The sequence below is a fragment of the Winogradskyella sp. genome (assembly GCF_016744625.1).
Taxonomy (GTDB): domain Bacteria; phylum Bacteroidota; class Bacteroidia; order Flavobacteriales; family Flavobacteriaceae; genus Winogradskyella.
On the sequence record NZ_JADGDZ010000040.1, the window covers coordinates 1 to 16487 of the forward strand.

The following is a 16487-nucleotide window of genomic DNA, read 5'->3' on the forward strand; positions in this document are numbered from 1 at the left end:
ATGTATAATTATGATAGATGAACCATATCCTTACTCTTTAGGTTATATGCTTAAATCTATTTTCTTACCAGCCATTGCAACTATATTACCTATAATTATTATAGCACGTTATGCATTTGGTAAATACCATGAAAAACGATTAGAAGATCAAAAAATTGAAATTAAAGGTGAAGGTAATTACGAGGGTTTACGCTTACAATTAAATGAGGTCATTAGCATTCAATCTTCAGATAATTACATTGAAGTCTTTTATATTTCTGGTGAAACCCTAAAGAAAACATTAATAAGAAATAAACTATCCGTCATTGATAATGAATTTCCAAAACTACTTCGAGCACATCGTTCGTATTTAATTAATCCATATCATTTTCAACAATGGAAAACGGAAAATGGTAAACTTTCAATGCGTCTTAGTTATGATGTTGAAGTCCCAGTTTCTAAAACGTATCAATCTTTAATAAAAGTAGAGATTAATTCTACCACAAACTAAGGTTATTTCACCCCAAACACCTATTAATATTGAATAAATGGTACTATCTGAAATATATTTGTTTCAGAAAGTTTAATCACGTAAAACCATTTCATCATGAAAAAATCACCACTAATACTTATCATTTTTTTATTCGGAACAATTTCAATATTTGCGCAATCAGAAAGCTGTGACTGTAAAACTGATTTAGATTTCATTATTGAGAAAATTAAAAAGATGCCTTCTTACAAAAAACAAATAAAAAATGAAAAAGCCGATTTGTTTTATGAAACTTACAAGAAATTATCCACTAAAATGCAACAGCCTGTTTTAGTAGAAAATTGTTATAGAATGCTACTAAAGCAAATGCTTTTAGTAAATGATGTGCATGCATCACTTCAATTTTCTAAACCTTATATTTCTGAAAAAGAAATTAGCAATGAAACAGATTTAGCAACTTTTAGAGCTTCACAGCTATTTAAAAATCATCCAAAAACAAATCGTAATATTTCAGAATTAAAAGAAGAATTAGAACAAAAAAATTTGGAAGATCTAGAAGGTATTTACAGTTATAATAAAAAGGAAAGAATAGGGTTTTATTATGCAGATAATAAGAAGGACATCATTGGAGTGGTTTTAGAATCTGACTTAAAGCAATGGGAAATTGGAGAGATTAGACTTTATGCTACACACACCAACGACAATAAATACAATCTTTATTACTATAATGTAAACACAAGGCAACCTGGATTTGTAAAAAGTTTATCTTTTGAAAATGGACGTATGTGGTCTTATAAAAAAGAAGGAAATACACTTAACTATGAGTTTGCAAATAATGGAGATAAGATTGTGGATTTTAAACAAATAAATGAAGATACGCAATACTTATATTTTAAAACGTTTGGAAACAGTAAGAAAAGGGAGCTAATCAAATTTTTCAATAAAACTAAAAATAAAATTAATAGTGGTGGAAATAAAAAATTCTCTGACCCTTTTCTTAAGGTATTAAAGGACAAAAACGTTTACGTTATAACCAATTGCTTTGCAGGTAGCAATGGTGAACAATTCACGCTTAAGCTATTAAAAAATAAAAATGCAATACATTTAGGTCAAACAACTCGTGGTATTATTGCTTATGGTATGAATTATGGTAATAATTATAGTACACCTTCAGGTCATTTTAAAATTACACCTACAGATATGAATTTTAATAAATACATTACTTATGAAGGGAAAGGCATAACACCAGAGATTTCTTTAGATTTTAACAAAGATTGGATAGAGCAAACCTTAGAAATTATTAAAGCGGATAAAAGTAAATAGTTTTACGTGGTTCTAATGCACGATTAAACTTTCTCAATTTCATTAGAATAACTGTCGTTAATTAGTTTTAGCGACAGTTATTATTACACAATTTTCATGTATCATAACGATACAATTTTCTTAAAGACATCAAAACAATAGCTATTTAACATCTACTTTTTAAGACTTTAGAGATATCACTTAACTTAAACCCTTTAGCCTGAAGCAACATTAAATAGTGAAACAACAAATCTGCACTTTCTTCTAAAAACAAATCGTCATTATTATCTTTAGCTTCAATAACAACTTCCACAGCTTCTTCTCCTACTTTTTGAGCGACTTTATTAATTCCTTTTGCAAATAATGAAGCCACATAAGATTTCTCAGAATCACCAGCTTTTATTCTAGACTCAATAGTTTCTTCAAGATTAGAAATAAAACCATAAGACTCATCATTAGTTTCATTCCAACAAGTATCAGAACCTTTATGGCAAGTTGGACCTTTTGGATTCACTTTAATTAAAAGCGAATCACTATCACAGTCTAATTTAATATCTATAAGATTTAATACATTACCACTCTCTTTACCTTTTGTCCAAAGGCGTTGTTTAGTACGACTAAAAAAGGTCACCAATTTAGATTCTATGGTTTTTTGAAGTGATTCATCATTCATATAGCCTAGCATTAATACTTTGTTAGTTGTTACATCTTGAATTATTGCTGGTACTAAACCGTCTGGGCTTTTATTGAAATCTACGTTCATAATCTTACTTCGATATTATTCTTCCTTAATTCTTCTTTTAATTCTAATATGGGTATTTCTCCAAAATGAAACACACTTGCTGCTAAGGCAGCATCTGCTTTCCCTTCTTTAAATGTGTCTATAAAATGTTGCACTGTTCCTGCTCCTCCAGAAGCAATGATTGGAATATTTACTAAGTCAGACAGTTTAGATAGAGCAACATTTGCAAAACCCGCTTTGGTACCATCATGATTCATAGAGGTAAATAAAATTTCACCAGCACCTCGTTTTTCAACTTCTTTTGCCCAATCAAATAATTCTATATCTATTGGAATAGTGCCTCCTGCCAAATGAACCAACCATTTACCATCCACTTCTTTAGCATCAATGGCCACAACAACGCATTGACTTCCAAACTTTTTTGAAAGTTCATTAATCAATTCTGGTCGTTTGACTGCAGAAGAATTTATTGAAACCTTATCTGCGCCACAATGCAATAAATCATCTACATCTTCAACTGAAGAAATACCTCCACCTACTGTAAAAGGAATATTGACTTGTTCTGCTACTTTTAAAACCATATCATGCATGGTTTTACGATTCTCGAGTGTTGCAGCAATATCTAAGAATACTAATTCATCTGCACCTAAATCTGCATATTGTTTCGCTAAAACCACAGGATCTCCAGCATCTCGAAGATCTACAAAATTGACACCTTTAACAGTTCTTCCGTTTTTGATATCTAAGCATGGTACTATTCGTTTTGTTAGCATTTTATAAAAACCTTTCTAATTCTTTTAAACTTATTCTATTCTCATATATGGCTTTACCAATAATAACGCCTTCACATCCAATAATTTTTAAGTCTTCTAAATCCTCAATTCTAGAAACACCACCAGAAGCTATGAGTCTTATGGATTGATTTAAATTTGAGTTACTGCAAGCTTCAATAATGGTTTTATACAAATCACATGAAGGTCCTTCTAACATACCATCTTTTGAAATATCTGTACAAATCACATATTGAATACCATTTTTCTGATAGTCTTTTATAAATGAAATGACTTCCTCTTTACTGCTATCTTGCCATCCGTTTATTGCAATTTTTCCATCATTACTATCTGCTCCTAAAATAATTTTCTGTGATCCGTATTTAGCTAACCATCCTTCAAAAGTTTCTCTATCATTTACAGCAATGCTTCCACCTGTGATTTGTCTTGCTCCACAATTAAAGGCAATATGTAAGTCTTCATTAGATTTTAAACCACCACCGAAATCAATTTTTAAATTAGTTTTTGAAGCAATAAGCTCTAAGACCTTGTAATTAACAATGTGTTTAGCTTTAGCTCCGTCTAAATCTACGAGGTGCAAATATTCAACTCCCGAAGCTTCAAAAGCCTTGGCAACTTCGAGTGGATTCTCATTATATATCTTCTTTGTATCGTAATTGCCTTTGGTCAATCGAACACATTTTCCGTCAATAATATCAATAGCTGGTATTATTCTCATCTTATAATTCTAAAAAATTTTTTAATAATTTCTCACCTGCAGCACCACTCTTTTCTGGATGAAATTGTACACCATAAAAATTGTCATTTTCTAAAGCAGATACATAATCAAATTCATAATGTGATGTTGCAATAGATTCCTTGCATTGCTCAGCGTAATAGCTATGTACAAGATACATGTATTCTTCTTCTTTAATACCTTTGAATAAACCTGATTTAAGGTTTGTTATAGTATTCCATCCCATCTGTGGTACCTTAACTTTATTACTAAATCGTTTCACATTCACATCAAAAATTCCAAGACCATTAGTATCACCTTCTTGGCTATGATTACACATTAATTGCATTCCTAAACAAATACCTAACACAGGTTGCTTTAGTTGGGGAATTAGTTGATCTAATTCGCTTAGCTTTAGTTTTGTCATTGCTGAACTCGCTTCACCTACTCCAGGAAATATAATTTTATCTGAGGAAATAATTTCTTCAGGATTATCAGTAAGAATTGCTTCATAACCTAAACGTTGAAATGCGAATTGAATGCTTTTTATATTACCTGCTCCGTAATTTACTATTGTTAATTTCATTCTCTATTTTTTAGCAATTAACTTTATAGCATTCCTTTAGTTGATGGCAAAATCATTTTTTCTACATTTTGCTTAACTGCCATTTTAATAGCTTTAGCAAATGCCTTGAAAATAGCTTCAATTTTATGGTGCTCGTTATCACCTTCCACTTTTATATTTAAATTACATTTTGCACCATCGGTAAATGATTTAAAGAAATGGTAAAACATTTCTGTTGGCATTTTTCCAATCATTTCCCTTTTAAACTCTGCATCCCAAACTAGCCAGTTTCTTCCACCAAAATCAATAGCGACTTGCGCTAAACAATCGTCCATTGGTAATGCAAAACCGTATCGTTCTATACCTAATTTATTTCCTAGAGTAGTTGCGAATACTTCTCCTAATGCAATGGCTGTATCTTCTATTGTGTGGTGCTCATCAACTTCTAAATCTCCAACAACTTTTATATCCAAATCCAACTGACCATGTCTAGAAATCTGGTCTAACATGTGGTCGAAAAAAGAAATCCCAGTATCTATATTGCTTTTTCCTGTTCCATCTAGATTTAATTCAATCTTAATTTTAGTTTCGTTGGTGTTGCGTTCTATGCTTCCAACACGTTCAGTAGTCTTTAAAAACTTATAAATAGCTTCCCAATCATTTGTTTCTAAAGCTATATAACTTCCTAATTCATTATTACTTACTGTAATTTCGTCTGTTCCTAAATTGGTGTTATCATTAATAAAAATGCCTTTTGACCCAAGGTTTTTTGCTAACTCGATATCTGTTAAACGGTCTCCAATAACAAATGAATTGGCCAAATCGTAGTCTTTAGAAAAGTACTTGGTTAACAAACCAGTATTAGGTTTGCGTGTTGGTGCGTTGTCTTTTGCGAATGTCCTATCTATAAATTGCTCTATGAAAACAACACCTTCTTGCTCAAAGGTTTTTAAAACAAAATTGTGCACTGGCCAAAAGGTCTCTTCAGGATATATGTCTGTTCCTAAGCCATCTTGATTGGTAATCATCACGATTTCAAAATTTAATTCTCTAGAAATCTTGCTTAGATATTGAAATACCTTTGGATAGAAATCTAATTTATCAAATGAATCGATTTGCTCATCTACTGGTTCTTTTATCAAAGTTCCGTCTCTGTCTATGAATAGTACTGGTTTCATTATAATTCTTTTAATGACTCTATTAATTTTTCGTTCTCAGCAAATGTTCCAACCGTAAATCTTAAGCAATTTTCACATATAGGTTGATTCGTTCTATTTCTTACTACAATACCTTTTTCGACCAATTGCAGATATCTCTTATTTGCATCGTCAACTTTTACTAATAAAAAATTAGCATTCGAAGGATAAACCTCTTTAACTAAAGCTATAGATTTTAATGCAATCGCTAATTTTTGGCGTTCGCTTATAACTGTTTTGACTTCAATTTTTACGTCTTCAATCGCATTCAAGCGTTCTAAAGCTTTATCTTGAGACAATTGGTTAACATTATAAGGTGGTTTTATTTTATTTAATACTGAAGTAATTTCCTTTGAAGCATAGCAAATACCTAAACGAATACCAGCTAAACCATAGGCTTTAGATAAGGTTTGTGTAACTATTAGATTCGGAAAATCATTCAATCGACTTAACCAACTGTCTTGTTCTGAAAAATCGATATAAGCTTCATCAATAACAACAATACCATTAAAAGATTTAATAAGTCTCTCTATATTCTTCGCTTGAAAGCTATTTGCTGTTGGATTATTTGGTGAGCAAATGAATAAAAGCTTTGAATTGTCATTTTGTACTTCAATAATTTTTTCAACATTAGGTTCAAAATCAGAATTCAATTCTATTTCTAAAATCTCAATAGCATTTAAATGAGCTAATACAGAATACATACCATATGTTGGCGGAAGTGCAATTACATTATCTTTATTAGGCTCACAAAAAGCTCTAAAAATTAAATCTAAAACTTCGTCACTACCATTACCCAAAAGGATTTGATTCACTTGAAGCTCTTTTAGTTGACTTAAGCGCTCTTTAACTTTTGACTGTTGAGGATCTGGATAACGGTTGACATCTGTATTGAAAGGGTTCTCATTAGCATCTATAAAAACCATACCATCTGTAATGTCTTTATATTCGTCGCGAGCTGAAGAATAAGCTTTTAGATTGCGAATATTTTTACGTAAAAGGCTTTCTAATTTCATGATTTCAGATCTTTTAAACGAAGTGTCACAGCATTTTTATGTGCTTGCAAGCCTTCTGCTTCTGCCATTAATTCTATCGCATTTCCAATATTTTGAATGCCTTTTTTAGATATTTTTTGAAAGGTCATGCTCTTTTGAAAACTATCTAGATTGACTCCAGAATAGGCTTTTGAAAACCCATTAGTTGGTAATGTGTGATTAGTGCCAGAAGCATAATCACCAGCACTCTCTGGCGTGTAATTGCCAATAAACACAGAACCTGAATTACCAATATTCTCTACAAAATAATCATCATTCTTAGTTGTAACTATAAAATGTTCTGGGCCATACTCATCTATTAAGTCTAGTGCAGTTTCAAAATTATTAACAACAATAGATTTAGAATTATTGATAGCGTCAGTTGCCATTTCTTTTCTTGGCAATTTTGCTAGTTGAGTTTGCACTTCTTCACTTACATTTTCTGCAAATGATTTAGATGTAGTTACTAATATCACTTGACTATCAGAACCATGTTCAGCCTGACTCAACAAATCTGAAGCAACATAAACTGCATTTGCAGATTCATCAGCCATTACTAATAACTCGCTAGGACCAGCTGGCATATCAATGGCCACACCATATTTGGTAGCCAATTGTTTTGCAACAGTAACATATTGATTTCCTGGTCCAAAAATCTTATAAACTTGAGGAATTGATTCTGTTCCGAAAGTCAATCCTGCAATCGCTTGTATTCCGCCAACTTTAATTATTTTTGTAACACCACATAATTGGGCTGCATATAAAATCTCATTAGCAATTTCACCTTCTTTGTTTGGTGGTGTACATAACACTATGTCTTTGCAACCAGCCAATTGAGCTGGAACAGCCAACATTAACACCGTTGAAAACAAAGGTGCTGTACCTCCTGGTATATACAACCCAACTTTTTGAATTGGTCGCTTTTCTTGCCAACACTCAACACCTTCCATGATGCTTAATTGCACTTTTTCTGTTTTCTGAGCAGCATGAAAACGTTCTATGTTTGACTTAGCTAGTATTATCGCGTCCTTTAATTCGTCTGCAACAGATTCACTTGCTTTTTCAATTTCGTGATTACTAACAAGATTAGAATCTAAATTAACACTATCAAATTTAGAAGTGTATTTAGCTATAGCTTCATCTCCATTCTTTTGAACATCTTCAAAAATCTGATTAACAATCACTTCGATATCATCAACCGTTTGGGTTGGTCTTTTCATTAATGCAAGCCAATCTTCTCTTCTGGGATTTTCTATTAGTCTCATACTACAATACCATATTTTCAATTGGACAAACTAAAATACCTTCTGCTCCATTCGCTTTTAACTCATCAATCATATTCCAAAAATCATTCTTATTTAAAACAGAATGCACAGAACTCCATCCTTCATTAGCTAAAGGTAGAATGGTTGGACTGTTCATTCCTGGAAGAATCTGAGCAATAGCCTCTAACTTATCGTTAGGTGCATTAAGCAATATGTATTTGCTTTCTCTTCCACGTAATACAGATCTTAATCTAAATTGAAGCGTATTAATTAATTCTTGATTTTCTTTAGAGATTTTAGGCGATGTTGCAAATACTGCTTCAGACTTTAAAAGCGTTTCAACTTCTTTTAATCCGTTTTTGAATAGCGTGCTTCCACTAGAAACAATATCGCAAATACCATCCGCTAATCCAATATTTGGAGCAATCTCAACTGAGCCATTAATGATGTGCAAATTGGCTTTAATTCCTTCTTTTTCTAAAAAATGGTTTACTGTGTTTGGATACGATGTTGCAATTCTTTTACCTGATAAATCTTTTAATGACTTGGCTTCAGATGATTTTGGTACAGCAATCGATACTTTACATTTAGAGAATCCTAAACGCTCAACAATCGTTAAATCACTCCCTTTTTCAATCAATACATTCTCACCAATAATCGCAGCATCTACTACTCCATCTCTTAAATATTGAGGAATATCTCCATTTCTTAAGTAAAACACTTCCAAAGGAAAATTACGAGCAGAAGCTTTTAATTGATCTTTACCATTATCTACAGAAATACCAATCTCTTTTAAAATTTTCATAGAATCATCATGAAGACGTCCCGATTTTTGTACTGCAATTTTAATTTTATTCATGTTCAATTTTGAATAGTTTGAAAATGATGTGTTTCTCAAAAAACAAAAAACCCATCTGATTTATCAAACGGGTTTTTAAAATATATTTTGAAATTATTCAATACACTTTCACCTCGCTTGAGCGATTATATGAAAATGGCGATGTGATTGAATAAAGATCATTTCTTTTATTGTCTATACAAAGATTGCTAAATAAAACTTACAATTCCTAATCTGAAGATTAGAATTGTGATATCATTAATATTTAAAACAATAATTGAATATTAATGATTTTTAGATAGATTTTCTATGGTAAATTTTAATAGTTCTCATGAGGTAACCAACCTTCAACACGTTTATTGCCTATTTTAAATTTAACTTTTACCCAAAGAGTACTGACTTCTGTAACTTCAACTTCTTGATGATTATCTAGTCGATGTATTCTATTAGATTGCTTTGTTGGCAAATCATATAAATACATCCAAACATCTTCTTTTATACTTTTTGCTTTGAAAAAAAATCCATTGCTTTTTACCCAAAAATTATCAAAATTACGTTGCTCTACGGAATATGGTTTTAATTTAAACCAACCATACTCACTTTCTAGAATCTCAAACCTATTGGATTCCTTCATAGCACTTTTAAGAGTTAATGAATCTATTATTTTTCCATCAACGGCATCATGTATTAAAATTGGACTGTTTATTTCACTTTTGTAATAGCACTCAACATGTTTAGTTTTATTTAGATTTTGCTTATCTATTATGCATAAACTCAAACCACAAATCAAAAAAACTAAAACAGTTTTCATTATTTAAGGTATTACTGATTACCTAAAATTATTGGCATTCCACTATCACCTGAACCTATAACAATTACTTTACTGTTTGGTGATTCTGATAATTTAACTGTTGCTTCAATACCTTTATCTTGAAGAATCTTATCTGTTAATGATGCGCTTAGAATTCTATTTGACTCTGCTTTACCTTTCGCTTCAATAATTACTTTTTCAGCTTCTTTTCTTGCACTTTCGAGTCTAAATTCATATTCTAAAGATTCTTGCTCTTGCTTTAATTTACGCTCAATGGCTTCTTTAATTGTTGGTGGTAAAGTTACATCCCTTACTAACACCTCATTTAATTGAACATATTGTTTGTCTAATATTTTCTTAGTTTCTTCATAAATTTCAACTTGAATGGCATCACGCTTAGTTGAATACAAGTCATCTGGCGTATAACGTCCAATAACACTTCTTGCTGCGCTACGAATTGCTGGTTGAATAACACGCTGCAAATAACCTTGTCCTAAGGATTGGTGTAAGTTTCCTAATTGATTATAAACTGGCTCATACCAAGCTGAAGCATCAATTTGAATTTCTAGACCATTAGATGATAATACTTTCATTTTTTCAAAAAGCTCTTGTTGACGTACCTCATAAACATATACCTTGTTCCAAGGAGCAACAATATGAAACCCTTCTCCCATTGGTGGTTCGTCAGTAACAACACCTTCTCCGAAAGTCTTAAAAAGTACTCCAGCTTCACCAGAATCTATGGTTACAGCAGATTTTGCAATCACGATAACTAATATTATAACTCCAATTAAAATCGGTAATCCAATCTTTGGTAACTTATCCATGTTTTTATTTTTTAAATTAATCCGTTATATTTTCTGATAAACCACTCTATAAAAAGACTTAATGCGATTAAACCGAGTAGATATTTCCAGTCTATCAAAGGTACGATATTTTTAGTGCTCTTTTGTATTGTAGTGTAGCGATTATCAGAAAGTAAACTAGAAACCAATTCGTCAACTTCAGTACTAAAATAGGCATATCCATTACTCTGTTTAGCAACAGCTTTTAACTTATCAATATCTGCATTTAAAAATTGTTGCTCTACATTATATTCTAAAACCTGAAAACTTCCAGAAGCAGAAACAGCTTCAGAATTATGTTTTATTGTGAAATCATACAAACCAGAATCTATACCACTTAAATCGACTGTATAGTTACCATTGTTTAATAAAAGCGGAACCTCTCTTAGACTACTGTCTTCCTTGTTTTTTAAGATAACACTTAATGATACTGAATTGTCAAACTCAAAATTTTTGTTAAAATATTGTGCCGTAAGAATAACATCATCGTTTCCGTTGTAAAACGATTTGTAATCGATATTAATTCGATTTCGTTTTTTGTTAGAACTTAAATATTGAACCAGCTTATTAATAAAATTATCGAAATCTACAAAGCTTTCAGAATTGAGGTACGCTTGTGCTCTCCATCTCCAAATGCCTTCACCACTTAATAAGGCATGTTTCATGTTATCAAATTCGTAAGTTGCTAGCATAGCATCGCTTGTATTGATTCCATTCACTGTTTTATAAAGTATAATATCGGTTGGTGTTAAAAATTCTATACCAGCAAACTCTGATTCTAATGGTGGATAATTACTAAAATCTAAATTATCAATTATAAAGGTGTTATAGTTTCTATTTAACTCTGGCTGAAAATCTTCTGTCTGATTTGTTGCTGTTGCAAATAGTTTTAAATGTGTGTTATTTAAAAAATCAAGATCAGTTGTTGCGCCTGTTATAATAAATGTATTTAAGTTTTGATCTTTGATTTCTTCTAATACAGAGTTAAAGCTATTGTTGGGTTGATACAAAATAACTAATTGAAAATCATTAATTTTAGACAGATACTCTTTTGGTTTCAATATTGAAACACTGCGCTGTTCATTACTTTCAATAGATTTTTTTAGCGCACCTAAATCTGGATGCAAACGTTCTGCGACTAACGCAATATTGGTTTTCTGATCGATAACTTCAACTCCAAAACTCTTAGAATTATTGACTGTGTTTTTTTCGTTAGCTAGTGGAGTTAATTCTAAACGATAGGTTCTTACACCAACACTGTTAGCAATTAAAGCCGTAGATATAATCTCAGATGATTTTGAATTATTAAACTGAAGCGTTTTTCTATACACAACTGAATTACCAGACCAAATTTTTAGTTCTGTGGTTATGGATTCATTTCCGCTATAGTTAGCTATAATTTCAATAGGAAATTTATTCTTTAAGTACACATAACGATTAACGTTAAGCTGTTTTATACTTAAATCTGAATACACTGTAGAATCTCCAAGAATAACTGGGTAAATTGGTTGCTTTACTCCTTTAGCCGTATAGCTATAATCTGAACCATAAGTCTGATTACCATCACTTAACACAACAATTGGAGCTGTCTGATTAGCATACACTTCTCCAAACTGCTTTAATGCTAGTGAGAGATTTGATTGACGCTCATTAAAACTTAAACTATCTATACTATTAACAGACTTTCCAAAACTATAAGTTTGAACATTAAAGCGCTCATTTAATTCTGAATTAGCTTTTAAAGTATTAATAATTCGGTTCGCACTTTCATCCTGTTTTAAATAAGATATCGATTCTGAATTATCAACTGCAATCACTAGAGTTGGCTTTTCATCATAATAAGTTAAAGATTCAAACTTTGGATTGATAAGTAATAATAGTATCCCAAAGATTGAAATTGTTCTAAGTGCAGTTAATAAGTATTTTAAATTAGAATTTAATTTCGATTTATATAAATACTGAAACAGCGCTAATAAAAGCGCTGCAATTCCAGCAATAATGATATATATAATCGTTTCTGTTTGCATTGAAATTATGTCAACATTCCTCCATCAACGTTTAAAGTTTGCCCTGTAACATAAGCACTTAAATCACTTGCAAGAAACACACAAGCATTTGCAATATCTTCTGGTGAGCCACCTCTTTTCAAAGGAATAGCTGCTCTCCAGCCTTTTACAGTTTCTTCGTCTAACTTTGCTGTCATTTCGGTTTCTATAAAACCTGGAGCAATCACGTTGCTTCTAATATTACGAGAACCCAATTCTAAAGCTACTGATTTAGAGAAACCAATAATTCCTGCCTTAGAAGCTGCATAATTGGTTTGACCTGCGTTACCTTTTACGCCAACAACAGAACTCATATTAATAATTGAACCTTTACGCTGTTTCAACATGGTACGTTGTACAGCTTTAGTCATATTAAAAACGGACTTAAGGTTCACTTCTATCACTTTATCAAAATCGGCTTCTCCCATTCTCATTAAGAGATTATCTTTTGTGATTCCTGCATTGTTTACTAAAATATCTATAGCACCAAACTCAGCTAAAACATCTTCTGCTAGCTTTTGAGACTCATCAAAATTTGCAGCATTACTTTGGTAACCTTTAGCTTTAATTCCAAGAGCATTTAATTCTTTCTCTAATGCATTTGCAGCTTCTACAGATGAGCTGTATGTAAATGCAACATTCGCTCCATGCTGAGCAAAAACTTCAGCAATACCTTTACCAATACCGCGACTTGCGCCAGTAATGATTGCTGTTTTTCCTTCTAATAGTTTCATATTTATATAAATCGGTTAGTTAGTATAATTATTGTATCAAATATACCAATTACAAATTACGGCGACATAAAAAAACCTCACAAGATTTTGCAAGGTTTTTAACAGTTTTATGTGAGATCCTGAAACTAGTTCAGGATGATAATCTTGATAGAAACCTTAATAGAAACATTAAGGAGTAGTTTTTAAATTAGCCTAAAACTTCAGCTACTTTCTTTCCTATTTCAGCAGGAGAATCTACAACGTGGATTCCACATGCTCTCATAATCTTCTTTTTGGCTTGTGCAGTATCATCACTACCACCTACAATAGCACCAGCATGTCCCATTGTACGTCCTGCAGGAGCAGTTTCACCAGCAATAAAACCTACAACTGGCTTTTTACTTCCACTTTCCTTATACCAATGCGCAGCATCAGCTTCTAATTGCCCACCGATTTCACCAATCATTACTACAGCTTCAGTTTCTGGATCATTGATTAACAATTCAACAGCTTCTTTTGTTGTTGTACCAATAATTGGATCACCACCAATACCAATAGCAGTTGTAATTCCTAAACCTTGCTTTACAACTTGGTCAGCAGCTTCGTAAGTTAAAGTTCCTGATTTAGAAACGATTCCAACTTTTCCTGATTTGAACACAAAACCTGGCATAATACCAACTTTAGCTTCACCTGGTGTAATAACACCTGGACAGTTAGGTCCAACTAAACGACAATCTCTGCTTTTTATGTAATCAGCAGCTTTAATCATATCTGCAACAGGAATTCCTTCAGTAATTGTAATAATTACTTTAATACCTGCATCAGCAGCTTCCATAATCGCATCAGCAGCAAAAGCTGGTGGCACAAAAATGATAGTTGTATCTGCACCTACTTTTTCTACAGCTTCAGATACTGTATTAAAAACTGGTTTATCTAAATGTGTTTGCCCTCCCTTTCCTGGTGTAACTCCGCCAACTACATTAGTACCATACTCAATCATTTGCTCAGCGTGAAATGTACCCTCACTACCAGTAAAACCTTGTACGATTATGTTTGAATTTTTATTAACTAAAACGCTCATTAGATATTGTTGTTTTAAATTTTGTTATGCAAAAATAAGTGTTTTGAAAATCAAATACGACCTCTTTTTATAATTTTCTTTCAGCAAAAGAATCCATAGCTTTTGCATGAGTTTCATCTGCTTGTTGACTGATTTCGTAACCTCTATAAAGCTTGTTGTCTTCTACTTCCCAAATGGTAGAAAAACGAGCTAAAATTTGCTCTGAATCAGGATTTTCAATCGTATTCCCAAACAATGTATGTCTTGTAATAACAGATGCATCTGCTTCAATCAAATGTGTGAACTCAAAACGAAGACTATGATATGATTTTCTCGTGCCTTCAAAGAAATCTACAATATCATTATACTTTAGAAGCATAAATCCATGGCTACTACTCCAGTGTAATTCACAATCTTTATGAAAAAACTTTGGAACTACATTTGAGTCGTTTGCTAAATCTGAATTATAGAAGGCTTTAACTAGTTCTTTTGCTGACATTATAAGTTTTTTAATTTTTGAAGTATCTCAGGAATCTTTTTGATATAAGCCATTTCTTTAAATTGTTCTCTGGCTTCTTGCGCTGGAGAACCAAAATAACTTTTGCCTTCCTTAGTTGTATGACCTAATCCAGATTGCGCATAGAGTACTGTACCTTTCGAAATTGTGATTCCGCTTTTAACCCCAACTTGTCCCCAAATAGTTACGTTATCTTCGACAACCACACAACCAGCAATACCAGTTTGTGAAGCTATTAAACATTTCTTCCCTATTAAAGTATCGTGACCGATTTGAATTTGATTATCTAGTTTAGAGCCTTCGCCAATCGTTGTATCTCCAGTTACTCCTCTATCAATAGTACAAAGTGCTCCAATATCAACATTATCTTCAATTATAACACGACCACCAGATTTTAGCTGGTCGTAACCTTCTGATCTATTTTTATAATAGAATGCGCTTGCACCCAATACTGTTCCGGCATGAATAGTAACATTATCTCCAATAATAGCATCATCATAAATACTTACATTAGAATGAATTACACAATTCTTTCCTATAGAAACATTATTACCAATAAAACAGTTTGGCTGAATTATAGTGCCTTTTCCAATAATTGCATTAGACGCAATTGAAGAACTTGAAGCCTTAAACGGTTTAAAATGTTCTGTGAGTTTATTAAAATCTCTAAAAGGATCATCAGAAATCAATAATGCTTTACCTTCTGGACATTCTACTTCTTTATTAATCAATACAATCGTTGCTGCAGATTCTAAAGCTTTATCATAATATTTTGGATGATCTACAAAAACAATGTCACCAGGTTCTACGACATGAATTTCGTTCATGCCCAAAATTTCAAAATCTTCTGAACCAACAAATTCGCAATCTATAAGATTTGCAACTTGTTCTAGGGTTTGTGGTTTTGGAAACTTCAAAAATTATTATTCTTTTATACGTTCTTTATAAGTACCTTTTTCTGTCTCTACTTTAATTTTATCACCTTCATTGATAAACAATGGCACGTTTACTTCTGCACCTGATTCAACAGTTGCAGGTTTAGTAGCATTAGTTGCTGTATTCCCTTTAACTCCAGGTTCTGTAGAAGTAACTTCTAAAATAACAGATGCTGGTAAATCTACTGAAAGCGGCATATCATCTTCAGTATTAATTAGAATAGTTACCACTTGACCTTCTTTCATTAGACCAGGATTATCTAAAGCTGCTTCTAATAATCGAATTTGTGAATAATCAGACTCATTCATAAAATGATAAAATTCCCCATCATTATATAAATACTGAAATTTATGTGTTTCTACACGTACATCTTCAATCTTATGACCTGCTGAAAATGTATTATCTAATACTTTCCCTGTTGTAACACTTTTCATTTTGGTTCTTACAAAAGCTGGACCTTTACCAGGTTTTACGTGAAGAAACTCAATAATTTTATATATATCGTTGTTGTATTTAATACATAATCCGTTTCTAATATCTGATGTACTTGCCATAAAATTTTTTATTTGTTGAATCGTTTAGTTGTTGAACTGCATTTCTATATTCAGAATCAATTTTCTAAACTATTAAATTTATTTTCTTT

The 16487-nt window shown here is 32.0% G+C and carries 18 protein-coding genes; 2 read left to right on the forward strand and 16 right to left on the reverse strand.

From position 1 onward, the window contains the following. Both QZZ53_RS09685 and QZZ53_RS09690 read left to right on the forward strand, forming a co-directional pair. Nucleotides 1-490 (forward strand): LytTR family DNA-binding domain-containing protein (locus QZZ53_RS09685; RefSeq protein WP_296384039.1); only part of this gene is annotated, 490 nt, incomplete at its 5' end. Nucleotides 491-586: 96 nt separating this feature from the next. Beyond that, nucleotides 587-1792, forward strand: coding sequence for a S41 family peptidase (locus QZZ53_RS09690; protein WP_296384040.1), 1206 nt, complete (start codon nucleotides 587-589; stop codon nucleotides 1790-1792). A gap of 145 nt (nucleotides 1793-1937) precedes the next feature. Here QZZ53_RS09690 and hisIE read toward each other — a convergent pair whose 3' ends face one another. The 16 genes from hisIE to efp all read right to left on the reverse strand — a co-directional run bounded on the left by hisIE (nucleotide 1938) and on the right by efp (nucleotide 16398). Further along, on the reverse strand, nucleotides 1938-2534 hold the full coding sequence (gene hisIE / locus QZZ53_RS09695; protein WP_296384041.1) for a bifunctional phosphoribosyl-AMP cyclohydrolase/phosphoribosyl-ATP diphosphatase HisIE: 597 nt from the start codon (nucleotides 2532-2534) through the stop codon (nucleotides 1938-1940). Next, nucleotides 2531-3286: an imidazole glycerol phosphate synthase subunit HisF gene (gene hisF, locus QZZ53_RS09700; RefSeq protein WP_296384042.1), complete on the reverse strand. Its 756-nt coding sequence runs from the start codon at nucleotides 3284-3286 to the stop codon at nucleotides 2531-2533. Before hisF ends, hisIE begins: the two co-directional genes overlap by 4 nt. Before the next feature lies 1 nt (nucleotide 3287). Then, the gene (hisA, locus tag QZZ53_RS09705; RefSeq protein WP_296384043.1) at nucleotides 3288-4022 is read right to left on the reverse strand and encodes a 1-(5-phosphoribosyl)-5-[(5-phosphoribosylamino)methylideneamino]imidazole-4-carboxamide isomerase; all 735 of its coding nucleotides are present in this window, start codon (nucleotides 4020-4022) and stop codon (nucleotides 3288-3290) included. Nucleotide 4023: 1 nt separating this feature from the next. After that, complete coding sequence (gene hisH / locus QZZ53_RS09710; RefSeq protein ID WP_296384044.1) at nucleotides 4024-4605, reverse strand: imidazole glycerol phosphate synthase subunit HisH; 582 nt, start codon at nucleotides 4603-4605, stop codon at nucleotides 4024-4026. A 23-nt stretch (nucleotides 4606-4628) separates the two neighbouring features. Continuing rightward, complete coding sequence (gene hisB, locus QZZ53_RS09715; RefSeq protein WP_296384045.1) at nucleotides 4629-5762, reverse strand: bifunctional histidinol-phosphatase/imidazoleglycerol-phosphate dehydratase HisB; 1134 nt, start codon at nucleotides 5760-5762, stop codon at nucleotides 4629-4631. Next, entirely contained in the window at nucleotides 5762-6796 is a 1035-nt protein-coding gene (gene hisC, locus QZZ53_RS09720) for a histidinol-phosphate transaminase (RefSeq protein ID WP_296384046.1), read from the reverse strand. The genes hisB and hisC overlap by 1 nt, the downstream gene beginning before the upstream one ends. Continuing rightward, entirely contained in the window at nucleotides 6793-8079 is a 1287-nt protein-coding gene (gene hisD, locus QZZ53_RS09725) for a histidinol dehydrogenase (protein WP_296384047.1), read from the reverse strand. The genes hisC and hisD overlap by 4 nt, the downstream gene beginning before the upstream one ends. A gap of 1 nt (nucleotide 8080) precedes the next feature. Further along, complete coding sequence (hisG, locus tag QZZ53_RS09730; protein WP_296384048.1) at nucleotides 8081-8938, reverse strand: ATP phosphoribosyltransferase; 858 nt, start codon at nucleotides 8936-8938, stop codon at nucleotides 8081-8083. 298 nt (nucleotides 8939-9236) lie between these two features. Beyond that, nucleotides 9237-9728 carry a hypothetical protein gene (locus tag QZZ53_RS09735; RefSeq protein ID WP_296384049.1) on the reverse strand — a complete coding sequence of 164 codons (492 nt, stop codon included), beginning with the start codon at nucleotides 9726-9728 and terminating at the stop codon, nucleotides 9237-9239. Nucleotides 9729-9739: 11 nt separating this feature from the next. Beyond that, nucleotides 9740-10555: a prohibitin family protein gene (locus QZZ53_RS09740; protein ID WP_296384051.1), complete on the reverse strand. Its 816-nt coding sequence runs from the start codon at nucleotides 10553-10555 to the stop codon at nucleotides 9740-9742. An 11-nt stretch (nucleotides 10556-10566) separates the two neighbouring features. Continuing rightward, the gene (locus QZZ53_RS09745; protein ID WP_296384053.1) at nucleotides 10567-12600 is read right to left on the reverse strand and encodes a VWA domain-containing protein; all 2034 of its coding nucleotides are present in this window, start codon (nucleotides 12598-12600) and stop codon (nucleotides 10567-10569) included. A gap of 5 nt (nucleotides 12601-12605) precedes the next feature. After that, a complete protein-coding gene (gene fabG, locus QZZ53_RS09750) occupies nucleotides 12606-13352 on the reverse strand; it encodes a 3-oxoacyl-[acyl-carrier-protein] reductase (RefSeq protein ID WP_296384055.1) in 747 nt (248 codons plus the stop codon). 187 nt (nucleotides 13353-13539) lie between these two features. Continuing rightward, nucleotides 13540-14412: a succinate--CoA ligase subunit alpha gene (gene sucD, locus QZZ53_RS09755; protein WP_296384057.1), complete on the reverse strand. Its 873-nt coding sequence runs from the start codon at nucleotides 14410-14412 to the stop codon at nucleotides 13540-13542. Between the two features lie 67 nt (nucleotides 14413-14479). Further along, a complete protein-coding gene (locus tag QZZ53_RS09760) occupies nucleotides 14480-14890 on the reverse strand; it encodes a nuclear transport factor 2 family protein (RefSeq protein WP_296384059.1) in 411 nt (136 codons plus the stop codon). Beyond that, the gene (gene lpxD, locus QZZ53_RS09765; RefSeq protein WP_296384060.1) at nucleotides 14890-15825 is read right to left on the reverse strand and encodes a UDP-3-O-(3-hydroxymyristoyl)glucosamine N-acyltransferase; all 936 of its coding nucleotides are present in this window, start codon (nucleotides 15823-15825) and stop codon (nucleotides 14890-14892) included. Before lpxD ends, QZZ53_RS09760 begins: the two co-directional genes overlap by 1 nt. A gap of 6 nt (nucleotides 15826-15831) precedes the next feature. Next, nucleotides 15832-16398, reverse strand: a complete 567-nt coding sequence (gene efp / locus QZZ53_RS09770; RefSeq protein ID WP_296384063.1) for an elongation factor P — start codon at nucleotides 16396-16398, stop codon at nucleotides 15832-15834. Between the last annotated feature and the right edge of the window lie 89 nt (nucleotides 16399-16487).